Source organism: Undibacterium sp. Ji22W (assembly GCF_049340305.1).
Classification (GTDB): domain Bacteria; phylum Pseudomonadota; class Gammaproteobacteria; order Burkholderiales; family Burkholderiaceae_D; genus Undibacterium.
The window spans coordinates 434,964-459,712 of sequence record NZ_JBMPOU010000003.1; the positions used below are offsets into that span (position 1 = coordinate 434,964).

Here is a 24,749-nt window from a genome sequence, read left to right on the forward strand (position 1 = left end):
CGCTGCGATTTACCAACGGAAACCAAGTTTGATACTGGCGGTTTGATTATCGCCAGTACGATCAACTTCTGCGGCCAGGTTCATTAAGCCAAAATTAGCATTTACACCGGCAAAAACTTTACTCGCAGTTGGTGAAACTTTTTGTAAATTGCCGACATGCGGAGTCACACTGCCCCAGACGCGGCCAATTCCCGCATACGGCGTGAACATCACAAAACCTTTGGAGACCAACAATTCCACACTACTGCTGTCAAATCCGAATTGGCTGACGCCAGATAATTTGGAATAAGCGCCACGCACCGCGACTGCTGGTAAGGCGACATTTCCCTCTAATAAGGAGTAGCGTGCTTCCAAGCCCATTAATTTGATATTGGAATCTGGCACCGCGCTTAATGAAGCACCGACATCGATATTGAATGGCAAGCCTTTATGAATGTGTACTTTGGGAACGATTAACGTAGAGATGTCAGCGCCGGCTTTCTGCCATACGCCACTGTTGGCTAATTGCGTGAACGAGAGTTCCGCACCAAGATCAAATCCGGTAATGCCAAGTGCGGCAGCGGGTGTAATACCTTTGTAGCTGGCGGCCGAGGTGAAGTCGCCGGCGAGACGAGAAAACTCAGATTGGTTCAAGGTTTTTAATTGCGTAAAATCTGTACCTGCAGCTGCAATCGTAGATGTGCTGCTTAACAAAGCGAGCGCCGCCAGTTGCAAGATTTTTTTTGAAAACATAAAAACTCCAGAAAATTGATGAGATATTGGGGTAGCAGGTGGTGACCGGTCAAATGGAATACGAAATGAATGACTGTACGTTGTCTTTCATGTCAATAAACCGACTTTGCGGCGATTTTACCGCGACCTGCGGAAGTTCAGTAAATTTTACTGTGATGTATTAGCGATGATCGCGATTTGGTATGCGTTGAGAAGACAAATAAAGCCCAACCAGTGCCGCTGTTGCAAATCCTGCCCCAACATAGAATGTAAAGGCAGCGCCCAAGCTTTCCCATAGCAAGCCAGCGATCAGGCTGGCGCTCAACAAGGCAATTCCGCTGACCAAATTGAAGAAACCAAAAGCCGTACCGCGCAAATCGGCTGGCGCACACCCTGCAATCATGGCGGACATTAAGCCTTGTGTCATGCCCATGTGTATGCCCCATAAAATCACGCCAGCCATTAATCCCGTCCAATGACTGCTGAGCGCAAAGGTCAAATCCGCCAATATCAATACCATCAGGCCGCCAGCCAGTAATTTGCTCGGATTCATGCGATCCGACAAGCGGCCAAAAGGATAGGCACTGGCGGCATACACCAGATTCATCACCACCATGACGAGCGGAACATACGCCAAAGGGACGGCTAATTGTTGTGCCCGGAGTAGTAAAAAAGCTTCGCTAAAACGCGCTAACGTGAAAATGCCACCGAGTCCGACTACCCACCAATAGTCGGCGCCCAGACGCCTTAAATTCGCTTTGCTAATAGGATTGGCTGGGCGTGGTGCTACAGGCACCTGCGGTTCCTGAACGCCAAACAATAATAAGCACATGGCGGCAATTCCTGGGATAACAGCCAGCCAGAATACGCGCCGAAAATCATTCATCCATAACAGCATCAGTCCAGTCGCGATGAGGGGGCCGAGAAACGCACCGACCGTGTCTAAGGATTGCCGTAAGCCGAATGCCGCACCGTGCATGTGCGTTGGTGTGATGTCGGTAATTAGCGCATCGCGCGGTGCGCCGCGTATGCCTTTGCCGACCCTGTCCATTAAACGCGCAGTGATCAGTAATCCCATCCCCTGCGTGATCGCGAACAGCGGTTTGGTGAAGGCGCTCAAACCATAGCCTACGACAGCCAACATTTTGCGTTTGCCTAAGCGATCGCTCAAAGCGCCCGAAAATACTTTGACGATCAATGTGGTTGACTCTGCGATACCATCAATTAGTCCGACGGCGAATACACTTAATCCTAAGCTACTGACCATGAAAAGCGGCAACAAGCTATGGATCATTTCAGAGGAAATGTCCATCAGCATGCTGACTATACCTAAAATCCAAATACTCTTCGGTAATTGGTTGTTGGGATCTGGAGTGGCAAGATTCTCTGGGACCGCAGATTGGGGGGATGACATAGGCTTTCGGTGGTTGATGATCGTATACATGCGTAATGCGTTAACTCCTCAAATTTCCTTCAGCCCTGGCAGGGTAAAACTTTGATTCTTAGAAGGTATTAGAACCTCGGTGTTCTTGAGTTTTGATGCGAATATCCGCATTACTTCCTCTTCGCCATGCACTAACACAGTATGTTCAGCTTGAATCTGTTTTTGCCAAGCCAATAATTCATTGCGATCGGCATGTGCGGAAAAACCATTAATTGTATAAATTTGGGCGTTCACGTCGATCTCTTCACCAAACAAACGTACGGTTCTGGCACCGTCAATAATTTGGCGCGCTAAGGTGCCGATGGCAGCAAAACCGACGAAGATCACGCTGGCATTTTTGCGCCATAGCAGATGTTTCAGATGGTGTCTGACACGTCCGCCAGTACACATACCTGATCCCGCCATAATTACGGCGCCACTGGTGATGCGGTTAATTGCCATGCTATCGGTTTGATCTCGTGTGATATGTAAATTATTTAGATGGAAAGGATCACGTCTTTGCTTAAATAAGCGGCAGGCTTCATCGTCGTAGCATTCGGGATGGTGGCGAAAAATCTCAGTCGCTGAAATCGCCATGGGTGAGTCTAGGAATACATGCATCGAGGCGGGCAACAATCCTTTTTCTACACCCTCGCGCAGATACCATAAAATTTCTTGTGAGCGTTCTAACGCAAACGTGGGAATGATGACATTGCCGCCGTGTTGAAAAGTATCATTGATCGCCTGATACAACTCTTTGACTGAGGCGTCGAGAGAGCGATGCAAGCGATCACCATAGGTCGTTTCCATTACGACGACATCGGCTGGCGGTGGAGGAACAGGGTCGCGCAATATCTTGCGACCACGGCTACCCAAGTCACCTGAGAAAACCACGGCGCAGCTTTTGCGTCCTTCCTTCAATTCCAAAAAAATACTGGCGGAACCAAGGATGTGGCCGGCGTCGTAAAACGTGGCGGTAATACCCGCCGCGATCTTAATCGGTTTTTCGTAATATGCTATACGTCCAAAATAATCAAAGCAGCGCGTTGCATCGTAGAGCGTATATAAAGGCTCTTGAACAGGACGGTGATCGCGTGCGTGGCGTTGTTGGCGGTGCGCTTGCGCACGTGCATCGGCTTCTTGTAAGTGCGCGGAATCGAGCAAGACTAATCGGGTTAAGTCTTTGCTGGCACTGGTGGTGATGATTTCTCCTTTAAAGCCCCGTTTCACGAGCAAAGGCAGACGCCCGCAATGATCGAGATGGGCATGTGTCAACAAGACAAAATCGATACTCGCCGCATCAAACCCAAAGTCTTCCTGATTCTCTTCAGATAATTCGCGGCCACCTTGAAACAAACCGCAGTCAATCAAAATCTTCTTTCCGGCACATTCGATCAAATGGCAAGAACCGGTCACATCTTTGTCGGCGCCATGGAAAGATATTTTCATAAATTTTCCTTTGGTAGTGAAATTAAATGCAGGTTGAATTTGGGCTGAAATTGGCCTAAATATGCGCTGTGTTGCAGATATCAGTTCTGATCTGGCTCAAACTTTGGCATTCAAAGTCTTGAGGTTGTCATTTACCTGCCTTTTTTGCGGATGCGCGAATGTTTGCCAGACTGGCCCCAGGTGTAATTAGATTGCCGTCGTAACGTAGTTCTATCAGTGCTGGCAAGTTTTGTTCGCGTGTATGTGTCAAAGCGCGGCGTAGTGCTGCAGAAAAATCTTCGGTACGTTCCACGATTTCGCCATGCGCACCATAGGCTTGTGCGAGTGCAGCAAAGTCGGGATTCCGCAATTGGGTGCCAGAGACGCGTTCAGGAAATTCTCGCTCTTGGTGCATGCGTATGGTGCCGAACATCGAATTATTAAAAACGAGAATGATCACCGCTGCGCCATATTGCACGGCGGTGGCTAATTCTTGCCCATTCATTAAAAATTCACCATCACCCGCAAAGGTGACAACAGTACGTCTTGGATCGAGAATTTTGGCGGCGATACCAGCGGGAACGCTATATCCCATCGCTCCCGCAGTGGGGGCTAATTGGGTACGCAAACCACCGTACAGAAAATAGCGATGCGCCCAGGTGGCGTAATTGCCTGCGCCATTGGTGATAATAGTGTCGGCTGGGCAGGCCACTTGAAGTTCCTGCAATACCTGCCACAAATTGAGCGGGGCATTTTCTTGTTTGAAAATCGCTGGTTCTTGTTGCCACAAGGCGAGTTCTGCTTTTGCTTGTCGTAATTGCGTTGACCAATTCGGTGTGCTCATCGTCGGTAGGGTGCTTAAAGCAGCAGCGATTTCGCGCATACCGCTATTGATCATCATATCGGCTTGATACACACGACCCAGTTCGAGGGCATCGCTGTGAATATGGATCAAACTCTGGCGCGGGCGGGGCGCTTCAAGCAAGGTATAACCACTGGTCGTCATTTCACCTAATCGAGGCCCAATTGCCAGCACTAAATCGGCATTTTTTATTCTATCCGCGAGTTTGGGATTAATCCCGATTCCCACATCACCCACATAATTGGGGTGCGAATTTGCCATTAAATCTTGAAAGCGGAAAGCACAGCCTACTGGTAGTTGCTGACATTCGGCGAATGCTGCCAATTGTAGACATGCGGTCTGATCCCACCCCGTCCCGCCAATTAAGACAAATGGACGTTGTGCTTGCGCCAAGCGGGTGCTTAATTCCGCGATTTGTGCCGCGGATGGTGACGCTTGCACAGGATTATAAGCGCGCGTATCGGCGACACAGGCCTGCGCAGATAAACAATCTTCTGGTAACGCCAATACGACTGGACCCGGGCGACCACTGGTAGCAACCTGAAAAGCGCGTGCTATGTATTCCGGTATCCGATCTGCTCTGTCGATTTGCGCCACCCATTTTGCCATCTGACCAAACATTCGGCGGTAGTCAATTTCTTGAAAAGCTTCACGCTCAACGAAATCATTGCCAACTTGCCCGACAAATAGAATCATCGGCGTTGAATCTTGGAATGCCGTGTGAACACCGATCGACGCATTGGTTGCGCCTGGACCACGGGTGGCAAAACAGATCCCGGGTTTGCCGGTCATTTTTCCATACGCATCGGCCATAAATGCCGCACCACCTTCTTGCCGATTAATGATAAAGCGTATTGAACTGTCGTGCAGTGCATCAAGCACAGGTAAATAACTTTCACCAGGCACACCAAAAACGATGTCGACGCCGTGGATTTGCAAGGCATCGACCACTAACTGACCACCAGAACGGGATGTAAGCATAGAAAAAGTAACGCAAAAATAGACGGAAAAAGAAAACTGAGCAGTGCCGCAGCATGACCACAGCATGACCAAGTGACACAAAACTATAAGCTAACAGAAATCTTAACTAAGCTACAAATTGAATTGATGCGCTTGTTTGATTGAGTGCAGCTCATTTGCGTATTTTTCTCGATACAAAAAGAAAATAGGGTGATTGGTATTTAAGCTAGGGTGCTTAGTATTTAAGCTAGGTTGATTAGTAATCGGCTGTAGAGTTTCAGAGTTATTCTGATTTTCAGTGGTGTGAAATACATCAAAGTATTTGAATGGGTACTCGAAATTTGTCTTTTCCTGATGCAATGACTTGCAAGCCCTTTGGTTTTTCACTATCTTCTAAGAGGTAAAAAAAGACCATCATTCGAAAAGTCATTTTGAATGACATTTAAGAAACTTAGGAGACACCATGAATTTTGCAACCATCACTAAACGTCGTTTAGCCTCGCTCGCGATCGCGTCAGCTGCTTTCTGCGCCTTACCTGTATTCGCTGATACCGTGACTGTATCGGGCGTTAAGCTCGATGATACAGTCCAAGTCGGTACGCAGTCCTTGAAGCTCAACGGCGCTGGGGTGCGGTATAAGGTGATCTTCAAGGTTTATGTGGCAGCGTTGTATTTACCAGAAGAGAAATCTACGACGCCAGAAGTGCTGGCTTTGCCTGGCGCAAAACGTGTCACGCTGGTGATGTTGCGTGAGTTGAGTAATGATGACCTTGGTCACCGCTTCATGGACGGCCTGCGCAATAATCTGGATATCGAAGAGCGTTCTAAATTAATCAAACCAATGATTACTTTCGGCAAAATGTTCTCGCTGGTGCCAGTTCTGAAAAAAGGGGATATTTTGACTTTTGACTGGATTCCTGGCACAGGAATTGTCTGTCAGTTTAATGGCCAAAAAGTCGGTGAAACGATTAATGATCCCATTTTTTATAGTGCGGTATTACGCATTTGGCTTGGCAAAGATCCTGCTGACGAATCCTTGAAACAAAAAATGTTGAATGCAAAATCATCCTAATTTTTCTTGTTGATTTGAACATAAAGAGCACCGCAACGCCGGTGCTTTTTTATTGTTGATCGTCCAGCAGCGTCGATAGTGCTTAAGGATTTCTCTGCCAACTGGTACAATCACGCCCGAAGCAGGCCAGACAATCGCTGGTTGCCGTGTTCACACGGCGACGGGAGGAAGGTCCGGACTCCATAGAGCAGGGTGACGGCTAACGGCCGTACGTTGAAAGCCAAGGTGCAAGCTGAGGTATAAGGCGAGGAATAGGGCCACAGAGACGAGCGTATTTAGTTACGGTGAAACGCGGTAACCTCCACCCGGAGCAATTTCAAATAGGCACGCGTTGAGGCGGCTCGCGGAGCGTGCGGGTAGAAAGCTTGAGCGGCGGAGTAATTCGTCGCCTAGAGGAATGATTGTCATAGCGTGATGCAGTAATGCAAAGCGCCGTAACAGAATCCGGCCTACCGGCCTGCTTCATTTTTACTCCCCCCGTTTCGTATGTCCTCTCATTTGCCAACCATGGCATGATCGCTCCTGATCAATACTCATATTTTGGATGACACATCGCTGGCGCATATTCAGAGACTCTGGGTTGGTGTGTGGTGTTAGCAGTGTTACACTTCCAGACTATTATTTGTGGCAATTTCAATAGCGTACATTCATTTTTCAACATCATGGAATATGAATATCAGCGCGTCAGGAGTGATGAATGGCGAGCAGCAAAAGAAAATTTGAGGCCTGGGAAGTGCCAGTCTGGCTCTTGGTTAGTTGTGTATTGCTGATTATTTTGGCGATAGTCGCACAAACTTGGTGGTCGATCGCACAAGATAAGTCTTTAACGCTAGCCGCTGCAAACAAAAATAGTTTACTCAATCTGCGCATCCTGGAAGAACACGCCAATCGTGTATTGCAAGATGCTTCGCGGGCGACGATCGCTGCTGCCGAAGAATTGCAAACCAAATCTGACACTGTATTGCGCGACGAAGCCAGCGTGCGCATGATCTTGAGCGACCAACGTAGAGATTCACAATTTATTGCCGCGATCTCTTTGATCGACCGACATGGCATGTTATGGGCATCGTCGCTGCGTTTCCCGATTGATCCCTTAAATCTCTCAGCGCATGATCATATTGCTTACTTGAATAAATCAACGAACGTGTATCAAAAAGAGCTTCAGGTTGGCTCACCTTACGTGCCGAAAAAAGCGGCTCAAGCGATCTTGCCGATTGCCCGCAACGTGTTTTTACCGAATGGCCAGTCGATCGGTCAGGTGCAGGCTGAAATTAGCCTTAGCTATTTTCAGGAATTTTACGAGCGGGTGGCAAAAGATGCTGGCGCAAAAATATCTTTGTATGACAAAGACGGAAAATTAGTTGTGCAGGCGATGTCGCATCAGGTTGCTTATAAAGCAGAAGTCGATAGTACGGTTGCGACGAGTGTGAAGAATAGTTTTGCCGAAAATGGGCGTTTTGAAAATAGTGTCATCGGGGCCGATCAGGCGACTAGTTATACCTATTTGAAAATGAACGATTTCCCATTGGTGGTCGTATTCGGACGCGATGTAGATACGATACTGGCTGAGTGGCAAAAACGCCTTGAGCAGCGGTTGATTTTTGCGTCTTTATCGATCTTATTTACCTTGCTGCTAGCAATTCTTCTGTACAAAAAAGTCCATCATCTGAAGTTGTCCCGGGAAAAATTGGCGGATAGCGAGCGTCGCTATCGTTTGCTTTTTCAAGATGCGCAAGATGGAATTCTATTGATTGACAAAACCTATCATTTTGTAGATGGCAACCAAAATGCATTGGAAATGTTGGCGGTCGATAGCAAGCAAGATTTAATCGGACTCGATATTGGAGAATTCTCGGCTGATTGGCGATATACACAACCGACTGTGGTCGCAAAAAAAGCCGAGTCGATTAAAAAATTCGTCGACCTTGCGTTTAAAGGCAAGGTCCAAAAATTTGAATGGATTGCACACAGGCGCGGAAAAGATTGGTTTAGTGAAGTGAATTTGAGTCGCATCAAAATTGCCAATGAACCCATAGTTTTTTGTGTGATGCGAGACATCTCGCAACGCAAACATGCCGAACGATTATTGCAGGGACAAAATCAACTATTGCAATTGATAGGAAGCAGCGACAGCTTAGAGTCGATCTTGATTGACACTTGTCATTTCGTGGAAAAAAATAATCCTCATTGGCATTGTGGCGTCCAATTACTGTCCTTGGACCAGCGCTTGTTTACGCAAACAATAGGGCATCATTTTCCCGAAATTTTGCGCCGTCAATTGAATGAGGCACCCGTGTGTCAAGGCAATGGTGTGTGGAGTGAGGCAGTATTGGAGATGATACCAGTCTGGACTCAAGATATCGCGAAATCACCATCGATGGAATTCATCGCACAACGTAAACTGTTGGCCAATTACGCCGCGGTGGGTTCCTGGCCGATTATGGGGAAAACAGGGTTGATATTGGGTACGTTTACGCTGTTTACCGAATCGACCGCAGCTTTGAGTAATGAAGATTTGAGCCTGATCAGTATTGCGACCGATGTGTCGAGCATTGCGATTGAGGGGAAACGTGCTGAAGAAAAAGCGATACGACTCGCACATTATGACGATGTTACGAAGCTGCCGAGTCGGTTTCTGTTTAATCAATATTTGTCCAAAGCCTTACTCTACGCTAAGGCCAGGAATGCCAGCCTGGCAGTATTCCTGTTAGAAATAGATCGTAGCAAGGCGATCAATGATAGCTTTGATCTCGATGCCGGAGACCATTTGTTGAGCGAGTTTGTTGTGCGTTTAAAAAAACAAATTACCGAACTTGATACTCTGGCCAGAGTGGGTAACGATGAGTTTATGTTGATGTTGGAAGGTAATCGGACACCATGTGAGTTGGCCCGGATTGCCGAAAGTCTGATCCAAAACAGCATTCTTGCTTTTGAAATACAAGGACAAGAAATCATTGTCGGGGTTAGTATAGGATTGGCCTTATCGCCCGAAAATGGGAATGAGGCTGCTAGTTTGATGAAAAATGCCGAAGTTGCGATGTATCGGGCTAAGTACCAAGGGAAAAATTCTTACCAATTTTATGATACGGACATCAATACACAGGTTCGCCGTGATCTAACATTGATCGCCGAATTGAAGCACGCAATTGATCATCACGAATTGGTGATGCATTATCAACCTCGGGTTCAACTTATCAATGCGAAAGTAAGTGGAGTGGAGGCCTTACTGCGTTGGAATCATCCACAAAAAGGTCTGCTCCTGCCAGAGGAATTTATGGGCGTCGCAGAAGAGGCCAATCTGATGGCTGCGATCGATATGCAAGTTTTCGATCTTGTATGTCGTGATATCGCGAGCTTCCAGCAAGTTGGCAAAAAAATTGGCAGCGTGTCATTAAATTTGTCCGCCGCACAATTTAGCGACGTCAATCTAGTTGAAAAGCTGCAAAGCGTCATCCGACGATGGAAACTGGTCGACTGCCTGATTGAATTCGATATTGCTGAAGCTATCGTCATGCGTGATCCGCTGCACTCTGGTCAGCAATTATTATCGCTCAAAACAGCGGGATTTAAATTGTCCATTGATCATTTCGGGATGGGCTCTGTGTCATTGGGATGTTTACAAAATTTACCCGTTGATCGCCTAATTATTGATCGTTCATTGTTACGTGATGCGCTGAAAGAGGAAGCTGGCGCCAGCCTGATCGCGACGATAGCTGCGATGGCTCAGAGTCTGGGTCTAACCTTAACCGCGGTGGGCGTCGAAACGCCTGCGCAATTGCAGGTGTTGACATTAGCCGGGTGCGATGAATACCAGGGATACTATTTTTCAAAAGCGGTACCCGCACAATCGATCAGTGCCCTCATACAGTAAACGCTTCCACAACCGCGCTATCTTCATAGCCTGGTTGTGGAATCGAGTACCAATAAAGAAATGGAATTGGCATGCTGCCCAGATGGTGGCACTCCTCGCAAAACCCCTCCCATGGCGTCACGCAATAGATTTGTTAATTTTCTTAAGATAATTAACAGCTCAGTTAGTTGCATGTCTACAACTACGTTACTTGAAAGCTTTGCTCGTTATTGGGTTCGCCGAAAAATCAATTAAAAAGCCAATTGTCGCTTTTTTTAGCACACATATTCATCAGACAAATTCGCATTAAACACATGTATATATGTAAGGTGCTACTTTCAGTATCTTCCGTAAGTCTCTAATTTATTGAGATATTCCTTTTTGCTGCATATTAAGTATGTGCGCTAAGTCATTGACTTTATTCAATAATTTCGCATTTGCATGCGTAAATTCGCTTGACCATGCTCAAGTGATCCTCTAAAGTGGGGAAAAGTGTGAAAAAGTGTTTTTTTGTGGTTCAAATTGACCTTCACTTTTCACAAAAGATTCTTCCATTAATTTATAAATTTAGGCAAATCCCGTGTTCCAAGGCGCCTCTGCACTCAATCTCGATGCAAAAGGCAGGATGTCGATTCCTGCTAAGCACCGTGACGCCTTAAACGTGCAGTGCGAAGGCCGCGTTACCCTCACTCGCCATCCACATGGCTGTCTGCTGTTATTTCCACGCCCAACCTGGGAAGCGCATCGTGAACAGATCGCTGCCTGGCCTATGGCTGCGCGCGCTTGGCAACGTATTTTGCTGGGTAATGCCTGTGACGTGGAGATGGACGGCAACGGACGTATCTTGGTGGCGCCGGAACTGCGCAATGCAGTCGGCTTGCAACGTGATGTGATGTTACTTGGCATGGGTTCACATTTCGAAATTTGGGATGCTGCCAAATTGGCGGAAAACGAAGCCGAGGCGATGGCCGGCGGTATGCCTGAAGCATTAAGTAATTTCTCCTTCTGATAGAGCGTCATGACTGTTAATACTCCGGGAGAGCTGATTCACCACACGGTGTTACTGGACGAGGCTATTGAAGCACTCGATATTCAGGGCACGCGTTTAAATGGCGTGTATGTCGATGGCACCTTTGGGCGTGGTGGGCATAGTCGAAAAATTCTTACCCAGCTCGGGCCACAGGGGCGTTTGATTGCGTTTGATAAGGACCCTTACGCCATTGCGAATGCAGAACAGATTCAAGATCCTCGCTTTTCCATCGTGCACGAAAGCTTTGCTGATATGCATGCGGAATTGGCGCACCTTGGCATCACTAAGGTGGATGGTGTCTTGATGGATCTCGGCATTTCATCGCCGCAAGTCGATGATGCTGAACGAGGATTTAGCTTTAGAAATGACGGCCCTTTGGATATGCGCATGGATACCACGCGTGGTATTTCGGCTGCAGAGTGGTTGGCGCATGAAGATGAACAAAACATTAGAGAGGTTATAGAAAATTATGGGGAAGAACGGTTTGCTTTTCAGATTGCAAAGGCGATTGTTGCTCGCAGGGCGAGCGAGTCCATTTCAAGTACTCGGCAGCTTGCCGAACTCGTCGCTCACGCCGTCAAAACTCGCGAGAAGGGCAAAGACCCGGCAACTCGCACCTTTCAAGCTATACGGATTTTCATCAATAAAGAGCTTGAAGACCTCGAGATCGGCTTAGCCGCAGCTTACGAATGCCTGGCGCCAAACGCACGCATGGCGGTAATCAGTTTTCATTCGCTGGAAGATCGGATTGTGAAGCAGTTCTTTGCCTCCAAAGTCAAAGTCGCGCAACCTGATCGTCGCTTACCTATACGTGACGTGGATTTGCCTAAGCCGCAAATGCAATTGATCTCGCGTATGAAACCAACAGAGCAAGAAATTTTGCGCAATCCACGTGCCCGTTCCGCCATCATGCGCGTCGCTGAACGTATAGTTGGAGGTGCTTTATGAGCACATTCAGCGCGCGCCTAAATATTTTTCTGGGTTTACTTCTGATGCTTTCTGCGTTGTCGTTGATTAACTCGCAGTATCAGGCGCGTCGTTTGTTCATTGAAATGGAACGGGCGCAGACTTTAAGCCAGCAATATGAAATAGAGTGGACCCAGCTCAAGTTAGATCAGTCGACATTTGGTAAACATTCTCGAATTGAGTCGGTGGCCAACAAAGAATTAGGAATGGTGCATGTGACCCCGGATCGCACGCAATATTTGAGCGCCGAGGTGGTTAAATGAGTAGACCAACAAATGCCCGCAATGCAGCTGGCAAAGGCGTTTCATTTTCATCCAATCCTATACTGGAAGTTAAATTGCCGGTGTGGCGTTCACGTCTTGTTTTGTTTTTCCTATTTGCAGCTTTCGTCGCATTAATGGTGCGTGCATTGTGGTTGCAAGGGATCACTACTGAATTTCTGCAAAAGCAGGGGGCGAGTCGCTATGCCCGTACCTTGGAGTTGTCGGCAACACGTGGAAAAATCACTGATCGTCACGGCCAGGTGTTGGCATCTTCTGTGCCAGTCAAAGCTATTTGGGCAAGCTCAGAAAGTGTCTTAGAAGCACCCCCAGAAAAAGTCACGCAATTGGCAGCCTTGTTGGATATGAGTGAAACGGATTTGCGTAAGAAACTGGTCTCGGATCGCCAGTTCGTTTATCTCAAACGTCAGGCGGAACAGCCATTGGTTGATAAGGTATTGGCTTTAGGTATCACGGGCATTAAAACAGAAAAAGAATATAAACGGTTTTATCCTGAGGGTGAGGTGATGGCGCACGTGGTAGGTTTCACGAATGTCGAAGACAAAGGACAAGAAGGTATAGAACTCGCTTCGGAAAAAAATCTAGCGGGAAAAATGGGTAGTCGCCGTGTGATTAAAGATCGTTTGGGGCGCGTGGTGGAAGACATAGAATCTGTCCGCCCACCACATGATGGTAAGGACATGAAGTTGTCGATAGACAGCAAAATTCAATACATCGCCTATACCCATGTTAAAGAAGCGGTAGAAAAATTTAAAGCAAAAGCGGGTGCTGCAGTGGTTTTGGATGTGCAAACTGGTGAAGTATTGGCCTTAGTGAATTTGCCTACCTACAATCCTAATGATCGTTCAGTCTTGACTGGTGCGCAATTGCGCAATCGTGTGATTACCGATACGTTCGAGCCAGGTTCTACGATGAAGCCGTTTACGATTGCTTTGGCTTTGGAAACTGGGCGCGTTAAGCCTGACACGCTTATCGAAACTGCGCCGGGCGTGATGATGATAGGTCCTACCCCAATTCATGATGCGCACAAACAAGGTACTTTGACAGTGGCAGGAGTGATACAAAAATCTTCCAATATCGGTACGGCAAAAATTGCTTTGCAAATGCCACCGAAAGAAATGTGGGAAATGTTTGCTACCTTGGGTTTTGGGCAGCAACCAAATATTGGATTCCCGGGTGCAGTGGCAGGGCGGATGCGCAACTTTAAAACTTGGAAACCGATTGAACAGGCGACGATGAGTTATGGGCATGGTTTGTCAGTGTCCTTACTACAGATTGCCCGCGCCTACATGATTTTCGCGCGCAAAGGCGACACCATTCCTCTGACTTTTCAGCAGTCAACTGAAATGCCAGTCGGTACTCGTATTATTTCCGAAGCCACTGCGATGAAAATGCGCGAAATGCTGGAGAGCGTGACGCAGCCAGGTGGCACTGCAACCCAGGCACGGGTTCCAGGTTATCGGGTTGCAGGGAAAACTGGAACTGCGCACAAGATTGAAGGTGGTCGCTACGTGAATAAATACGTCGGCGATTTTGTTGGTTTTGCGCCGGTATCGAATCCGCGCATTATTGTTGCCGTGATGATTGATGAGCCTAGTAGTGGCGGATATTACGGCGGCACAGTGGCCGGTCCAGTATTTGCCGCGATCACCGCGAATGTATTGCGCTCTATGAATGTGGTACCAGATTCTTCTGTCGTTAATATTATTCCTGAGCCCAGCGTACAGGAGAGTCTGTGATGAACATGATCAACCTGACTAATACAGATAGCCTAGTACAAAATATGATCGACTGGATGCGTCAACACCTGACGCCCACTGCGCAATTGACTTCTGATTCGCGCGAGATACAAGCCGGTGATGCTTTCTTTGCTTTTCCTATCGTCGCGGGTAAAGGCGATGGTCGTGCTTTTATTCAAAACGCGATAGAGCGCGGCGCTGCTGCGATTGTGTATGAAGAATCCAGCGAGCAAGTGCATGCCGACATCAGCGTGCCGCATTTCGCCGTGAAAGATTTGATTCGTTTTGTTGGCGCGATTGCCTGCGCTTGGTATGACAATCCAGCGCAAAATATGTTGAGTGTCGCAGTCACAGGGACAAATGGAAAAACCTCGTGCTCACAATGGATCGCTAAAGCGCTTTCTCTGCACGCGCAGTCATGCGCAGTAATTGGTACTTTAGGTGTTGGCACGTATCGCGATGGCGTGATTGCGAATTTGCAGGAAACTGGATTCACCACACCAGATGCGATTCAATTGCAACGTCGATTGGCGGGTTTGAAAGCAAATGGTGCTGCCGCGTTGGCAATCGAGGCATCGTCAATCGGTTTGCATCAAGGACGCTTAAATGCGCTGCATTTTGATGTCGCCTTATTCACAAATTTAACACGAGATCATCTCGATTATCATGAGACTATGGAAGCCTATGCTACGGCAAAAGAGGCTTTGTTTAACTGGCCGGGCTTGCAAAATGCGGTCATTAATGCCGACGATGAATTTGGTCTCGAATTGTTGCAGCGTTTAGCGAACACGAATAAAGCCTTACAGTTGTTAGCCTATAGCATAGACACTAAAATCGACGCGAAAATTCCGTGTTTGCGTGCTAGTCAGTTGAAGACAACTCATACTGGTACTCAGTTTTATCTTGAATCGCCATATGGAAATGGCACGGTAAAAACGCAAACTATCGGTCGCTTTAACGTCAGCAATATTCTCGGTGTGCTTGGCGTTTTGCTAGTGCGTGGCATCAGTTGGGAACGCGCGATTATAACCATAGAAAAACTCACTTCTGTGCAAGGTCGTATGCAGCAACTCGGCACTGCGGGGCAAGCGATGGTGGTGGTGGACTATGCACATACGCCAGATGCATTGGAAAAAACACTGCAGACTTTGCAGCAAGTGGCGCAAGACCGTCAGGGTAATCTGTGGTGTGTATTTGGATGCGGTGGTGACCGTGATCCGGGTAAGCGTCCACAAATGGGCAAGATTGCGCAAATGGCACAACAGGTCGTCGTCACCAGCGATAACCCACGCACCGAAGATCCTGACAAAATTATTCAAGATATTGTGCAAGGGATGAGTGGTACGCCGCACGCGATCGCTGACCGCGCCAGCGCGATTTTGTATGCAGTCAAACATGCGCAAGTCAATGATGTGATTCTGATTGCAGGCAAAGGACATGAAACCTATCAGGAAATCAATGGCAAAAAATGGCCGTTCTCGGATGAAGAACACGCCATGTTGGCCTTAGCTACAGTAGCAACTAACAGCACGATGCGGAGAACAACCTGATGCAGGCGCATGCAAACAAACGTAATGCAATCCACGGGTCGTTAGCCGAACTGCAAAAGGTAGTCGCCCACTCGCTTGCGCATGGTGAGGCGCATTTTTCGGGGTTGAGTACAGACAGTCGCCAGATTGAAACGGGAAATATCTTTTTGGCGTTGCATGGTGAAACCTTTGATGCGCATGACTTTCTGGATCAGGTTGTCAGCGCAGGCGCGGTTGCCGTTATCGCAGAAAAAATTCCAGCCGGTTTCACGACTCCGGCGCTGATTGTGCCGGATACTAAATTAGCTCTCGCCGAAATCGCTACAAATTGGCGTCAACAATTTGAGTTGCCAGTGATCGCTGTGACCGGAAGTAATGGGAAGACGACGGTTAAAGAAATGATTGCTTCAATCTTGCGGGCGAAATTTGGTAGCGATCATATGGTTTCTACGCAAGGCAACCTGAATAATGACATCGGAGTACCGCTGACCGTATTTCGTTTACATGCTGGACATCAAGCTGCAGTCCTGGAATTAGGCATGAATCATCCGGGCGAAATTGCGTTATTGAGCGCTATCGCACAGGCCAGCGTTGGATTGGTAAATAACGCTCAACGCGAACATCAAGAATTTATGCAAACTGTAGAAGCTGTCGCGCTAGAAAACGGTGCGGTGTTGAGCAGTCTACCAGCACATGGTGTAGCGGTGTTTCCAGCGGATGACCCCTATACGAAAATCTGGCAAGAACTTGCAGGGGCATGCAAATGCATCACATTCGGCCTCAATGACAGTGCAGAAGTCCATGCTAGTTTCGTCGCCCAAGAATTTGGCAGTGAAATCGAGATGTCAATACAAGGCGAAGTCGTGAAATTACAGTTAGCTGCTGCCGGTCAACACAATGTGTTGAATGCTTTAGCGGCTGCAGCTTGTTGTTCGGCGATAGGTGTGGATCGCGCAAAAATTGTTGAAGGTCTACAAGCTTTTGCCCCAGTGTCTGGACGTCTGCAGCCGAAGCAGGCCTTGGCTGGCGCGCGCTTGATTGACGATACCTACAACGCCAATCCTGACTCAGTGAAAGCAGCGATTGATGTGTTAGCACAAGCGGGTGATAAGACGATCTTGGTGTTAGGCGATATGGGCGAGGTCGGTGCTGACGGCGCGAGTTTTCATCAAGAGATAGGACTGTATGCAAAATCGCAAGGGATCAAACTCTTATACACCTTTGGTTCTTTGGCGCAAGCATCGGCAACAGCATTTGGTGATGGCGCACAACACTTTAGTGAGTTAGGTTCATTGTTGCTCAGTCTAGAAAAACACAGTAACGCTGGTAATACGATCTTAATCAAGGGATCACGATTCATGAAGATGGAGCGAGTTGTCGTACATTTGTGTAGCGCCACCTCTTGAAAAGTTTGTAAAGAATAAAAAAGAAAATTAGGGAAATTATTATGTTGCTTTGGTTGGCAGAAATTTTTAAACAAGATGTCGGTTTCTTCCGCGTATTCGGATTTATTACTTTCCGCGCGGTGTTTGCGACGATGACGGCGATCTCGATAGGTTTGCTGGCGGGTCCTGCAGTGATCCGTATGTTGACACGTTTAAAAGTTGGCCAAGCTGTCCGTACTGATGGTCCGCAAACGCATTTAATTAAATCCGGTACGCCAACTATGGGCGGTGCTTTGGTCTTAATTTCGATTGGTATTTCCACTCTGCTGTGGTCGGATCTCAGTAATCGTTTCGTGTGGGTCGTGTTAATTGTGACCTTGGGCTTTGGTGCGGTAGGCTGGGTAGACGATTATCGTAAAGTGGTGTTCCGCGACCCGAATGGCATGGCATCGCGTGAGAAATTTTTCTGGCAATCTTTGATTGGTATTGTGGCAGCCGTGTACCTCGCTTTTTCCGTATCTGCACCCACCAATACCAAAGTGATGGAACTCTTTGTTGCTTGGGTACAGTCTGGCTTCAGTATGGACTTGCCACCGAAGGCGGATTTGATTATTCCTTTCTTCAAAACATTTAATTATCCACTGGGTGTTTGGGGTTTTATTGCGCTGACTTTTTGTGTGATCGTGGGAACGAGTAACGCAGTAAATTTGACCGACGGTTTAGATGGCTTAGCGATCATGCCGACGATCATGGTCGGTTCTGCATTGGGAATTTTTGCTTATCTGACGGGACATGCTGGTTACTCTAAATATCTATTGATTCCCTACATTCCAGGCGCTGGCGAACTCCTGATTTTCTGCGGTGCGATGGCGGGTGCTGGTTTGGCCTTTCTGTGGTTTAACGCGCATCCGGCGCAAGTGTTTATGGGCGATGTTGGTGCATTAGCATTGGGCGGTGCGTTAGGTACGGTGGCCGTGATTGTGCGTCAAGAAGTCGTGCTATTCATCATGGGTGGAATCTTTGTGGTCGAGACTTTCTCCGTGATGTTGCAGGTGACTTACTTTAAATTTACAAAGAAAAAATATGGTGTAGGCAAACGTCTGTTTTTGATGGCTCCCTTGCACCACCATTTTGAACAAAAAGGTTGGAAAGAAACGCAAGTCGTTGTGCGCTTTTGGATTGTCACAATGTTGTTAGTGTTGTTGGGCTTGTCATCATTGAAGTTGCGCTGATCGATTGTAGCCAGCTAAACAGCGGAAATGAATGACTTAACAGGTATGACTATGAATTTGTCGGATTTAATAAATAAACAGGTGTTGATCGTTGGGCTAGGGGAATCTGGTCTTGCGATGGCGCGCTGGTTGTCGCGTTGTGGTGCGCGCCTGCGCGTTGCTGACACGCGGGCGAATCCGGATCGTTTGCCTGCCTTGAAAGAATTGGCGCCAGATGCGGAGTTTTTTGGCGGTGAATTATTAGCGACACATGTCGATGGTGTGGAATTAGTTGTCGTCAGTCCAGGCCTTGCGCCGGATGGTGAGTTGCAGGTGATCTTGCAACAGACGCAGCAACTAGGTGTTCCGGTTTGGGGCGAAGTCGAATTATTTGCGCAGGCCTTGGCTGACCTCAAAGTTAACAAAAGCTACGCGCCAAAAATTATCGCAATTACCGGTACCAATGGTAAAACCACAGTGACCAGTATGACGGGTCAACTTTGTGCACGTGCAGGAATGCGGGTGCAAGTCGCCGGCAATATCAGCCCTTCGATGTTAGATGTGTTGTGCGACAGCATAGATCAAGACTGCTTGCCACAAGTGTGGGTGTTGGAGTTATCTAGTTTTCAGTTGCACACCAATCTCAGCCTGAACCCCGATGTCGCGACGGTGTTGAACTTGACGCAGGATCATCTCGACTGGCATGGCGATATGAAACATTACGCTGCTGACAAAGCCAAAATTTTCGGTGCGACGACGACACAAGTCTTGAATCTGGACGATGAACAAGTCATGGCGATGCAACGGACTGATGGCAGCTTTTTGAGTTTCACTAGCAATGCGCCGCAGCGTGATGGCGAGTTTGGATTATTAAACGAGCAGGGTATGACTTGGTTGGCGATGGCCGTTGCTGAAGAAGAGGAGCAAACCTCTTCATGCAAACGTAAAAAGGAAATCGTTGAGGTGCCAGTGATCATCACACGCCTGATGCCCGCCGATGCCTTGCAAATTCGCGGGCAGCACAATGCTTGTAATGCACTGGCAGCGTTGGCGTTGTGCCGTGGAATTGATTTACCTCTCGCCCCATTGTTACATGGCTTACGTGAATACAAAGGCGAACCGCATCGGGTTGAATTGGTGACGACAATTGCAGCGGTGGATTACGTGGATGATAGCAAGGGGACAAATGTCGGTGCGACCGTCGCGGCGCTCAAGGGCCTAGGTGAGGCGAGTGGTAGCGCGCATAAATGCATTATTTTGATCGCTGGTGGAGACGGGAAAGGGCAAGACTTTAGTCCATTAGCTAATCCAATTTCACAGTACGTCAAAGCAGTTTTATTGATAGGCAAAGACGCGACAGAAATTCAAGCAGCAATCCAAGTGAGTGCTGTTGACATACATCATTGTCCAAGTTTAGAAAACGCAGTGACTCAAGCGAGTGAGTTAGCACAAGAAGGCGATACGGTCTTGTTGTCACCAGCTTGTGCCAGTCTCGATATGTTTAAAAATTATGCGCATAGAGCACAGGTGTTTGTCGATGCAGTGCGTGAAGTCGCATTAAGCCGCGGTGAGATTTGCTGATGAAACAGCTACTCCTGAATTTGAATCCTTGGCGTTCGTCTGGCAATAGTCAGACTAGAACCCATTTTGTCCAGCGTTCAAAGATGATGGAGTATGACCAAGCTTTGGTGTGGGTGACCTTGATCTTGATGGTTTTCGGTATGGTGATGGTGTATTCCGCTTCAATTTCTCTGCCGGATTCTCCGAAGTATGCGAACTACAAAAATAATCATTTTTTGGTGCGACAGGCGATATTTGTGACGGTGTCAGTGCTTGCGAGTTTGGTGATTTTTAGATTGAAAGTGGAAGAGTGGCAGAAGCTAGCGCCATATCTGTTTATCGCTACATTGGTGTTATTGGTGATGGTGTTAATTCCCGGTGTCGGAAAAGGTGTTAATGGAGCGAAGCGTTGGATTTCTCTGAAGGCCTTCAACGTTCAACCATCAGAGTTGATGAAGCTCTTCATGGTGTTGTATGCAGCTGATTACACCGTCCGTAAACAAGAATACATGCACAAACTGACCAAAGGTTTCTTGCCGATGATGATTACAGTTGCGGTGCTGGGTTTGCTTCTATTGTTGGAACCTGATTTGGGTGCCTTTGGAGTGATCGTCTGTATCGCGATGGGTATTCTATTTCTGGGCGGGATTAATGGCATTTGGTTCGGTGGCATTGCTGCAACTTTAGTTGGAATTTTTACGTCAGTGATCTTGCTATCACCCTGGCGTCGTGAACGGATTTTCGCTTATCTGAACCCTTTTGAAGAAGACAATGCGTTGGGCAAAGCCTATCAATTAACGCACTCCTTAATTGCCTTTGGACGGGGTGAATTACTGGGAGTTGGCCTAGGTGCTAGTGTAGAAAAACTTCATTACCTGCCGGAAGCACATACCGATTTTTTGCTGGCAGTAATCGGTGAAGAATTAGGATTCGTCGGTGTGCTGGTGGTGATCTTCATGTTTTATTGGATCGTTAAGCGTGCATTCGAAATTGGTCGCCAAGCCATCGTGCTGGACGCCACTTTCGCTGGTCTTGCTGCGAAAGGGATAGGAATTTGGATAGGCATACAAACTTTCATCAATATGGGGGTGAATTTGGGTCTGTTGCCAACCAAAGGTTTAACTCTGCCTTTGATGAGTTATGGCGGTACTGGTGTATTAATTAATTGTATAGGATTAACTCTGTTGCTCCGTATCGATTATGAAAATCGATTGATGATGCGCGGAGGGCGAGTATGACAAAGTCAACAAAGAACAAACATTTATTGATCATGGCTGCTGGTACCGGGGGACATATTTTTCCTGGTTTAGCGATTGCTGCAGAAATGCAGGCACGTGGATGGAGTGTGTCGTGGCTGGGAACAAAGACCGGTATGGAAGGCGCGATCGTTGCTAAGCATGGTATTCCTATGGATCAGTTAGATTTCACGGGTTTGCGTGGTAAGGGTTTGAGGCACAGCATCAGCGGCGCGTTTAAATTGTTGGCGAGTTTTTTTTCTTGTATCGACATCGTTAGAAGACGTCGTCCTGATGTGGTACTCGGGATGGGTGGTTACGTCACAGTGCCTGGTGGTGTTAGTAGTGCATTGATGGGGAAACCTGTGGTGCTGATGAATGCGGATGCGCCATTGCTATTGTCGAATAAAGCGCTGAAGCCATTCGCCAAAAAGCTGATGTTTGGTTTGCCATCGAATGCGCCTATGCAGGAAAAAAAATTCGTCTTCACCGGAAATCCTATTCGTCGTGAAATTTGCGAATTGGAATTGCCGCAAGCGCGTTATGCACAGCATCAAGGGCCACTGAAAATTTTGGTCATGGGCGGCAGTTTAGGTGCACGGGTTTTAAATGAAGTTGTACCGGCCGCTTTGGCTTTAATCCCTGCAGAACAAAGACCGGAAGTCACACAGCAATCTGGTAAGCAGCACGTAAATGATTTGCGCCAACGCTATGCAAGCAATGGTGTGCAGGTAGAAGTGGTGGATTTTATAGATGACATGCCACAGCGTTATGCAGAAACGGATTTAGTCATTTGCCGTGCCGGTGCGATTACTGTTTCTGAACTAACAGCAGCAGGTGTCGCTAGCGTATTGGTGCCTTTGGTTGCATCGAGCACTTCGCATCAAAAAGCTAATGCGGAATGGTTAAGTCAGGCTGGTGGAGCAATACATCTGCCACAAACGGAGTTGAATGCAGCAAGCTTGGCGGAATTGATTCAAGGTATGAATCGTGAGCGCTGCCAACAATTAGCTTCAGCGGCGTATCAGGTTGGTCGTCGTGATGCGAGTGAGGTGATTGCTACGATATTAGAAGAACTCGCATAAAGAATTTAGTAGAGAAAACTATGAAACATAAAGTGAAGCACTTACATTTTGTCGGCATCGGTGGCTCAGGAATGAGTGGCATCGCCGAAGTGCTATTGAATTTGGGCTATATCATTTCTGGCTCTGATCTTAGTAGTAACGCAGCTTCGCAGCGATTGGCAAGTTTGGGTGCCAAAGTGACGGTTGGTCACGCGGCAGAAAATATCGAAGGTGCGGACGCTGTTGTCACTTCAACCGCAGTGAAAGCTGATAATCCAGAAGTGATTGCTGCACGCGAAAAGCATATTCCCATCGTGCCACGCGCTTTGATGTTGACTGAATTAATGCGTTTGAAAAGTGGTATTGCGATTGCTGGTACGCATGGTAAAACCACGACGACTAGTTTGGTCGCAAGTATTTTGGCAGAAGGTGGATTGGATCCAACTTTCGTTATCGGTGGTTTGTTAAATAGCGCGGGTGCCAATGCACGCTTAGGCAGCGGTCAATACATCGTGGCCGAGGCGGATGAGTCGGATGCCTCATTTTTGAATTTACTGCCGATGATAGAAGTGATTACGAATATTGATGCTGATCACATGGAAACCTATGATCACGATTTCGCTAAATTGAAACAAGCTTTTGTCGATTTCACCCAGCGTTTGCCGTTTTATGGCGTTGCGATGTTGTGTATGGACGATCCGAATATTCGCGAGATCATGCCAAGAATTACGAAAACGATAGTCACGTATGGATTTCATGAAGAAGCGGAAGTACGTGCGGTCAACGCGAGCGCTGCGAACGGCAAAATGCATTTTACGGTAGTGCAAAAAGGCTATGCCGATATGCAGGTGAGCTTGAATCAACCCGGTATGCATAATGTGCAAAATGCTTGTGCCGCCATCGCAATCGCGCGTGAAGTTGGCGTGGAAGACAGTGCAACCCAAAAAGCATTAAGTGAATTCAATGGTGTCGGTCGTCGCTTCACGCGCTATGGCGAAATCACTTTAGAAAACGGCGGCAGTTTTGCACTGGTCGATGACTATGGTCATCATCCGGTGGAAATGGCTGCAACGCTGGCTGCCGCGCGCGGTGCCTATCCCGGACGTCGCTTGGTGTTGGCTTTCCAGCCGCATCGTTATACCCGTACTCGCGATTTGTTTGAAGATTTTGTAAAAGTCATTTCAACTGCCGATGCAGTGGTGTTGGCGGAAGTGTATGCGGCTGGCGAAGCGCCTATCGTTGCTGCAGACGGCAGAGCAATGACGCGTGCCTTGCGTGTGTTGGGTAAAGTCGAGCCGATTTTTGTTGAAGAAATGGTCGAAATGCCAGATGCCTTACGCCAGATGTTGCACGATGGGGATGTGTTGATTGTGATGGGTGCTGGCTCTATCAGTGCAGTGCCTGGGAAATTGGCAGCGAAGAATGAGACTAAGAATTAAGGTCGGCGCTGTGCGCGCTTTCTGTAAAAAATGAATGGGAAGAGAAAGATGAAAGAATTAGGTAAAGTCGGTGTGTTATTTGGCGGTCGCTCCGCGGAACGTGAAGTCTCCATCATGTCTGGTACTGGCGTGCTGAACGCATTAAAAAGCCGTGGTGTGGATGCACATGCATTTGATCCCGCCGAACGAAGCCTCGCTGAACTCGCCGCTGAGAAATTTGATCGCGTGTTTATCGCCTTGCATGGTCGTTATGGCGAAGACGGTAGCTTACAAGGTGCCTTAGAACAACTCGGTATTCCATATACAGGTAGTGGTGTGATGGCATCTTCCTTAGCGATGGATAAGATCTTTACAAAAAAAATCTGGCTTTATCACGGCTTGACGACGCCTAAATATGCAGTTCTGACGGCAGACTCTGATTTGAATCAGATAGCAAGCGACTTGGGGTTGCCGCTCATTGTGAAACCGCCGCATGAAGGCTCAACTATCGGAATTACTAAAGTCCGTGCGGCAGAAGCCTTGCCTGCGGCTTATCAATTAGCGGCAAAATTTGACGAAGAAGTATTAGCAGAAGAATTTATCCAAGGTCGTGAATTGACGGTGGCAGTATTGGGCCGCGGAGCAGGTGCATACGCCTTGCCGTTGATCGAAATCGTCGCGCCTGATGGTAATTACGACTACCAAAACAAATACTTTACTGACGACACCAAGTATTTATGTCCAGCACCGATCGACGCTGAGTTGACGCAACAAATTAAGACGATGTGCGAAGCCGCCTATCGTACTGTCAATTGCGAAGGTTGGGCGCGCATCGATGTACTACTGCGTGCTTCTGACAACAAACCATTTTTGATTGAAGTGAATACTTCTCCAGGTATGACTAGCCATTCCTTAGTGCCGATGGCTGCGAAAGCAGCCGGCATGAGTTATGAAGATGTATGCGTAGAAATTTTGAAGACAGCGCGATTAAAAACTGCGCCCGATTCAGAATAATTTGAATCGTA

18 protein-coding genes and 1 other RNA gene are annotated in these 24,749 nt (G+C 47.6%); 15 read left to right on the forward strand and 4 right to left on the reverse strand.

Annotation, left to right across the window (positions count from 1 at the left end; translation table 11 throughout):
* Positions 1-9: 9 nt before the first annotated feature.
* The 4 genes from ACO0KW_RS14465 to ACO0KW_RS14480 all read right to left on the reverse strand — a co-directional run bounded on the left by ACO0KW_RS14465 (position 10) and on the right by ACO0KW_RS14480 (position 5,405).
* Positions 10-732, reverse strand: coding sequence for a hypothetical protein (locus ACO0KW_RS14465; RefSeq protein WP_423053958.1), 723 nt, complete (start codon positions 730-732; stop codon positions 10-12).
* 160 nt (positions 733-892) lie between these two features.
* The gene (locus tag ACO0KW_RS14470) at positions 893-2,125 is read right to left on the reverse strand and encodes an MFS transporter (RefSeq protein ID WP_423053959.1); all 1,233 of its coding nucleotides are present in this window, start codon (positions 2,123-2,125) and stop codon (positions 893-895) included.
* A gap of 48 nt (positions 2,126-2,173) precedes the next feature.
* Positions 2,174-3,583, reverse strand: coding sequence for an MBL fold metallo-hydrolase RNA specificity domain-containing protein (locus ACO0KW_RS14475; protein ID WP_423053960.1), 1,410 nt, complete (start codon positions 3,581-3,583; stop codon positions 2,174-2,176).
* 127 nt (positions 3,584-3,710) lie between these two features.
* Positions 3,711-5,405 carry a thiamine pyrophosphate-binding protein gene (locus ACO0KW_RS14480; RefSeq protein WP_423053961.1) on the reverse strand — a complete coding sequence of 565 codons (1,695 nt, stop codon included), beginning with the start codon at positions 5,403-5,405 and terminating at the stop codon, positions 3,711-3,713.
* Between the two features lie 442 nt (positions 5,406-5,847).
* Here ACO0KW_RS14480 and ACO0KW_RS14485 point away from each other — a divergent pair, with 442 nt between their 5' ends.
* From ACO0KW_RS14485 to ACO0KW_RS14555, 15 genes are all read left to right on the forward strand, one after another.
* Positions 5,848-6,456 carry a chalcone isomerase family protein gene (locus tag ACO0KW_RS14485; RefSeq protein ID WP_423053962.1) on the forward strand — a complete coding sequence of 203 codons (609 nt, stop codon included), beginning with the start codon at positions 5,848-5,850 and terminating at the stop codon, positions 6,454-6,456.
* 118 nt (positions 6,457-6,574) lie between these two features.
* An RNA gene (gene rnpB / locus ACO0KW_RS14490) (RNase P RNA component class A) lies at positions 6,575-6,924 on the forward strand.
* 229 nt (positions 6,925-7,153) lie between these two features.
* A complete protein-coding gene (locus ACO0KW_RS14495) occupies positions 7,154-10,327 on the forward strand; it encodes an EAL domain-containing protein (RefSeq protein WP_423053963.1) in 3,174 nt (1,057 codons plus the stop codon).
* A gap of 559 nt (positions 10,328-10,886) precedes the next feature.
* Positions 10,887-11,315 (forward strand): division/cell wall cluster transcriptional repressor MraZ, encoded by a 429-nt coding sequence (gene mraZ / locus ACO0KW_RS14500; RefSeq protein WP_423053964.1) that lies wholly within the window; start codon positions 10,887-10,889, stop codon positions 11,313-11,315.
* 9 nt (positions 11,316-11,324) lie between these two features.
* Positions 11,325-12,284 (forward strand): 16S rRNA (cytosine(1402)-N(4))-methyltransferase RsmH, encoded by a 960-nt coding sequence (rsmH, locus tag ACO0KW_RS14505; protein ID WP_423053965.1) that lies wholly within the window; start codon positions 11,325-11,327, stop codon positions 12,282-12,284.
* Positions 12,281-12,565 carry a cell division protein FtsL gene (ftsL, locus tag ACO0KW_RS14510; RefSeq protein ID WP_423053966.1) on the forward strand — a complete coding sequence of 95 codons (285 nt, stop codon included), beginning with the start codon at positions 12,281-12,283 and terminating at the stop codon, positions 12,563-12,565. Before rsmH ends, ftsL begins: the two co-directional genes overlap by 4 nt.
* Positions 12,562-14,322 (forward strand): peptidoglycan D,D-transpeptidase FtsI family protein, encoded by a 1,761-nt coding sequence (locus tag ACO0KW_RS14515; RefSeq protein WP_423053968.1) that lies wholly within the window; start codon positions 12,562-12,564, stop codon positions 14,320-14,322. Before ftsL ends, ACO0KW_RS14515 begins: the two co-directional genes overlap by 4 nt.
* The gene (locus ACO0KW_RS14520; protein ID WP_423053969.1) at positions 14,322-15,872 is read left to right on the forward strand and encodes a UDP-N-acetylmuramoyl-L-alanyl-D-glutamate--2,6-diaminopimelate ligase; all 1,551 of its coding nucleotides are present in this window, start codon (positions 14,322-14,324) and stop codon (positions 15,870-15,872) included. Before ACO0KW_RS14515 ends, ACO0KW_RS14520 begins: the two co-directional genes overlap by 1 nt.
* Complete coding sequence (locus ACO0KW_RS14525) at positions 15,872-17,257, forward strand: UDP-N-acetylmuramoyl-tripeptide--D-alanyl-D-alanine ligase (RefSeq protein WP_423053971.1); 1,386 nt, start codon at positions 15,872-15,874, stop codon at positions 17,255-17,257. The genes ACO0KW_RS14520 and ACO0KW_RS14525 overlap by 1 nt, the downstream gene beginning before the upstream one ends.
* Before the next feature lie 41 nt (positions 17,258-17,298).
* Complete coding sequence (mraY, locus tag ACO0KW_RS14530; RefSeq protein WP_423053972.1) at positions 17,299-18,468, forward strand: phospho-N-acetylmuramoyl-pentapeptide-transferase; 1,170 nt, start codon at positions 17,299-17,301, stop codon at positions 18,466-18,468.
* A 27-nt stretch (positions 18,469-18,495) separates the two neighbouring features.
* Entirely contained in the window at positions 18,496-20,028 is a 1,533-nt protein-coding gene (gene murD, locus ACO0KW_RS14535) for a UDP-N-acetylmuramoyl-L-alanine--D-glutamate ligase (RefSeq protein ID WP_423053973.1), read from the forward strand.
* 83 nt (positions 20,029-20,111) lie between these two features.
* Positions 20,112-21,245: a putative lipid II flippase FtsW gene (ftsW, locus tag ACO0KW_RS14540; protein ID WP_423054671.1), complete on the forward strand. Its 1,134-nt coding sequence runs from the start codon at positions 20,112-20,114 to the stop codon at positions 21,243-21,245.
* Positions 21,242-22,327, forward strand: coding sequence for an undecaprenyldiphospho-muramoylpentapeptide beta-N-acetylglucosaminyltransferase (gene murG / locus ACO0KW_RS14545; RefSeq protein WP_423053974.1), 1,086 nt, complete (start codon positions 21,242-21,244; stop codon positions 22,325-22,327). The genes ftsW and murG overlap by 4 nt, the downstream gene beginning before the upstream one ends.
* A 20-nt stretch (positions 22,328-22,347) precedes the next feature.
* Positions 22,348-23,745, forward strand: coding sequence for a UDP-N-acetylmuramate--L-alanine ligase (gene murC / locus ACO0KW_RS14550; RefSeq protein WP_423053976.1), 1,398 nt, complete (start codon positions 22,348-22,350; stop codon positions 23,743-23,745).
* A 48-nt stretch (positions 23,746-23,793) separates the two neighbouring features.
* Positions 23,794-24,738 carry a D-alanine--D-alanine ligase gene (locus tag ACO0KW_RS14555; protein ID WP_423053977.1) on the forward strand — a complete coding sequence of 315 codons (945 nt, stop codon included), beginning with the start codon at positions 23,794-23,796 and terminating at the stop codon, positions 24,736-24,738.
* Positions 24,739-24,749 lie beyond the last annotated feature (11 nt).